This is a genomic window from Pseudomonas sp., assembly GCF_050739655.1.
Taxonomy (GTDB): domain Bacteria; phylum Pseudomonadota; class Gammaproteobacteria; order Pseudomonadales; family Pseudomonadaceae; genus Aquipseudomonas.
Genome location: NZ_JBOIBY010000122.1, coordinates 1 through 4617, shown reverse-complemented (window position 1 = coordinate 4617; position 4617 = coordinate 1). Strand labels below are relative to the sequence as shown.

4 protein-coding genes are annotated in these 4617 nt (G+C 59.3%); all 4 read left to right on the top strand.

Annotated features, from left to right (window positions below; all coding sequences use genetic code 11):
* Positions 1–154 precede the first annotated feature (154 nt).
* Positions 155–907: a GntR family transcriptional regulator gene (locus ACRESJ_RS06510; RefSeq protein ID WP_431757181.1), complete on the top strand. Its 753-nt coding sequence runs from the start codon at positions 155–157 to the stop codon at positions 905–907.
* Positions 904–2634 carry a fumarate reductase/succinate dehydrogenase flavoprotein subunit gene (locus ACRESJ_RS06505; protein WP_431757180.1) on the top strand — a complete coding sequence of 577 codons (1731 nt, stop codon included), beginning with the start codon at positions 904–906 and terminating at the stop codon, positions 2632–2634. The genes ACRESJ_RS06510 and ACRESJ_RS06505 overlap by 4 nt, the downstream gene beginning before the upstream one ends.
* A 26-nt stretch (positions 2635–2660) precedes the next feature.
* On the top strand, positions 2661–2906 hold the full coding sequence (locus ACRESJ_RS06500; protein WP_008060065.1) for a 4Fe-4S dicluster domain-containing protein: 246 nt from the start codon (positions 2661–2663) through the stop codon (positions 2904–2906).
* A gap of 215 nt (positions 2907–3121) precedes the next feature.
* Positions 3122–4546, top strand: coding sequence for an ABC transporter substrate-binding protein (locus tag ACRESJ_RS06495; RefSeq protein ID WP_431757179.1), 1425 nt, complete (start codon positions 3122–3124; stop codon positions 4544–4546).
* Positions 4547–4617: the final 71 nt, after the last annotated feature.

Genomic DNA, 4617 nt, shown 5'->3' with positions numbered 1-4617 from the left:
TCCTACGAGGAACGCATTCCAATGTAGGAGCTGCCGCAGGCTGCGATCTTTTTCTTTTGACGGCCGAATCTAACCATATTCCCAAACAATATTTCCCACCTGTTTTTTAGAACTCTAAGATCACGTCATAACTCGTTATAACAAGTGATCCCAGATGACCGATAACGTTCTGTCCCTAAGCAGCGTCCCGCTGCACACCCAGCTTCGCGACGTGTTGCGAGCGCGCATCCTCGATGGCGAGTATCCGCAAGACAGCCAGATGCCCTCGGAAAGCGAGCTTGGCGCGCTGTTTAAAGTCAGCCGCATCACCGTGCGCCAGGCCCTGGGTGATCTGCAAAAGGAAGGGCTGATCTTCAAGATCCACGGCAAAGGTACGTTCGTCGCCAAACCCAAGACCTTCCAGAACGTGAGCACCCTGCAAGGCCTGGCCGAGTCCATGACCGGGCGCGGCTATGAGGTGATCAACCGCCTGCGCAGTTTCAAATTCATTGCTGCCGACAAGGTGGTTGCCGAGCGTTTGCAGGTCGCTGAAGGTGAAATCGTCGCCCAGATAAAGCGCGTGCGTTTGATCAATCGCGAGCCGATTTCCCTGGAAATCACCTACCTTCCCAAAGCCATTGGCGAGCGGCTGGAGAAGGCTGACTTGGTCACCCGCGACATATTCCTGATCCTGGAAAACGACTGCGGCGTGGCACTCGGTCACGCGGACCTGGCCATCGATGCGGTGTTGGCCGACAGCGACCTGACCCAGGCGCTGAACGTCGAGCCCGGCTCGCCGATCATGCGCATCGAACGCCTGACCCACGATGCCCAGGGAAACCCTGTGGACTTCGAACATCTTTACTACCGTGGCGATGCCTTCCAGTACCGCCTGCGGATCGACCGGCAAAAAGGGGAGCAGGCATGAGTCGCAATACGCTCGAACAGGAATACGACATCGTTGTGATTGGCGGCGGCACAGCCGGCCCGATGGCGGCAATCAAAGCCAAGGAACGCAACCGCGATCTGCGGGTGCTGTTGATCGACAAGGCCAACGTCAAGCGCAGTGGCGCGATCAGCATGGGCATGGATGGCCTGAACAACGCGATCATTCCCGGCCACTCGACACCGGAGCAGTACACCAAGGAAATCACCATCGCCAACGACGGCATAGTCAATCAGGCAGCGGTGTATGCCTACGCGACCCACAGCTTCGAAACCATCGAGCAACTGGATCGCTGGGGGGTGAAATTCGAGAAGGACGAGACTGGCGACTATGCGGTGAAAAAGGTCCATCACATGGGCGCGTACGTGCTGCCAATGCCTGAAGGTCACGACATCAAGAAAGTGCTGTATCGCCAGTTGAAACGGGCGCGAGTCAGCATCACCAATCGCCTCGTTTGCACGCGCTTGCTGACGGATGAAGAGGGCGCGGTCAACGGCGTGATGGGCTTCGATTGCCGCACGGCTGACTTCCATGTGATCAAGGCCAAAGCGGTGATCCTCGCCTGCGGCGCTGCCGGACGCCTGGGGTTGCCATCTTCCGGTTACCTGATGGGCACCTACGAAAACCCGACCAACGCCGGCGACGGGTACGCCATGGCCTATCACGCCGGGGCGGAGCTGGCGAACCTGGAATGCTTCCAGATCAACCCGTTGATCAAGGATTACAACGGCCCGGCCTGCGCCTACGTTACAGGTCCCCTGGGTGGCTACACCGCCAACAACAAGGGCGAACGCTTCATCGAATGCGACTACTGGAGCGGGCAGATGATGTGGGAGTTCCATCAGGAGCTGGAAAGCGGCAACGGCCCGGTGTTCCTCAAGCTCGATCACCTGGCCGAAGAAACCATCCAGAACATCGAGGAGATCCTGCACAGCAACGAGCGTCCGAGTCGTGGCCAATTTCACGCCAATCGCGGCACTGACTACCGCAAGCACATGGTCGAGATGCACATCTCCGAGATCGGTTTTTGCAGCGGGCATTCGGCTTCTGGCGTGTGGGTTAACGAGAAGGCCGAGACCTCGGTCAAGGGCCTTTACTCGGCCGGCGATATGGCAGCCGTACCGCACAACTACATGTTGGGCGCTTTCACTTACGGCTGGTTTGCCGGCAATAACGCGGCGGACTTCGTCGCCGGTCGTGAGTTTTCAGCACTGGATGCCCGACAGATCGAAACCGAGAAACAACGGGTCTACGCGCCATTGGATCGCGAGCATGGTCTGCCGCCGGCTCAGGTTGAATACAAGCTGCGTCGCTTCGTTAATGACTACCTGCAACCGCCGAAAGTGACCAAGAAGATGCAAATCGGCCTGCAACGTTTCAGCGATATCCAGCGTGATCTCGATCAGATCAAGGCCCATAACGCCCACGAGCTGATGCGCGCCATGGAAGTCAGCATGATCCGTGATTGCGCCGAAATGGCCGCCCGGGCTTCGTTGTTCCGTGCTGAAAGTCGCTGGGGGCTCTACCACTATCGGGTGGATCACCCGCAACGCAATGACAGTGACTGGTTCTGTCACTGCCACCTGAAGAAGGGCGAAGACGGGCTGATGACCAGTTTCAAGAAAGCCGTCGAGCCTTACATCATCCCGCTCGATGCCGATGAAATGCAGGCCTACGACCGGCTGCGGGTCGGCGCGGACGCCGCGTGAGCAACACCCAAGAGAGAGACCGCGAAATGGCTTATCAACCCCAGGAAATTTTCTTTCGCTCCAACGCGCCGGTTACGGTCGACGAGGATCTTTGCATCGCCCACAAAGGCTGCACCGTGTGCGTCGATGTTTGCCCGATGGACCTGCTGGCGATCAACCCCGCCACGCAAAAGGCCTACATGGCCTTCGACGAATGCTGGTACTGCATGCCCTGTGAAAAGGACTGCCCGACGGGGGCTGTGAAGGTGGATATCCCGTATTTATTGCGCTGACTGACGGGACGCCATCGCGAGCAGGCTCGCTCCCACAGTGATTTTGTCGACCACAAATTTTGCATACACCCACGAACCCTGTGGGAGCGGGCTTGCCCGCGAAGAGGCCCGCAAGTTCAACCGAAAACCGCCATCCGGCCACCCCCGGACGCTAGCTTCAAACACCCCTCGTTTCCCACCGCGCCCTGATCGTGGCGGAGACGAACATCCTATAAATGATTCGAGGGGAAACACTCATGTTGCGTGCAACGTTAGCCGGTCTGGTACTGGCGTCATTCACCTTGTCGGCGTCAGCCGAAACCATCCGCATTGCCATCGGCACCCAGGACACCACGATCAATTGCGCCGCTGGCGGTCTGTTGATTCGCGAGCTCGGCCTGCTGGACAAATACCTGCCCCATGACGGCCCGTACAAGGATGCCAAATACGAGGTGCAGTGGAAGAACTTCACCAGCGGCGCGCCCCTGACCAATGAAATGGTCGCCGGCAAGCTCGACTTCGGCGCAATGGCGGACTTCCCGGGCTCGTTCAATGGCGTGGCGTTCGAGGCTGCGGGCAAGCACAGTCTGTTTATCAGTGTGCTTTCGGGCAGCATCAAGGGCAGTGGCAACGGCATCGTCGTGCCAAGCGCTTCGGGCGTGCAGTCGCTGGCCGAACTCAAGGGCAAGACCATCTCCGTGCCGTTCGCTTCGACCGCCCATGGCATGTTGCTGCGTGCAGTGGCCGCCCAAGGCTGGGACCCGCTCAAGGACGTGAACATCATCGCCCAACCGCCGGAAGTGGCGGGTTCTGCATTGCAGGCCGGCAAGATCGACGCCCACGCCGACTTCGTACCCTTTGCCGAACTGTTCCCCAGCCGTGGTTTCGCGCGCAAGATCTACGACGGTGCCCAGGCCGGCGCGCCGACCTTCCACGGTGCGCTGGTCGATCAGGGCTACGCGAAAAAGTATCCGGAAATCGTTGTCGCTTATCTGCGGGCAAGCATCGAGGCCAACCAGTTGCTCGCCGCCGAGCCGGAGAAGTACAGCGAACTGATCGCCAAAGTCACGGGCGTCGATGCCGAGGTCAACTACCTGTTCCACGGCCCGCTCGGCGTGCAGACCCGCGACCTGAGCTGGAAGCCGGAATACCGCCAGGCGGTGGGCACTGCCATCGACACGCTCAAGCTGCTGAAGAAGGCCGATCGTGGTCTCGATCTGAATACCTTCATCGATGATCAGTACATCCGCGCCGCGTTCAAGGCTTCGAACCTTGACTACACCGCGCAGTTGGCCAACTACGCCCAGACGCCACTCAAAGCGGTGGATGCATCGAGTGGCAAAGCCATCACCGACTTCAGTCATGTGGCAGAAATTTGGGTGCGCGGCGAGGACAAGGTCCGTCAATACGCCTCGGCGGAATCAGCTTTCAGCGCACTGGTCAGTCTCAAGCAGGAAGGCAAGAACATCCGCGCGGTGTATGCCCAGGCGAGCGACAGCGGGATCAAACTGCTGGCCGATCAGGCGTGGTTTGCCAGTGATGCCAAGGGTCACCTGAGTGCGTTCCTGCTCAAAGGCCAGGCCCAGCAGTACGCCACGGCCCAGGGCGGCAAGGTGTTCGACTTCACGGATGCCACCGCACAGGCCGTGGCCGCTCGCTAACCCACACGGTCCCCTGTAGGAGCTGCCGAAGGCTGCGATCTTTTGATCTTGCTCTTCGGCAACCATGAAAC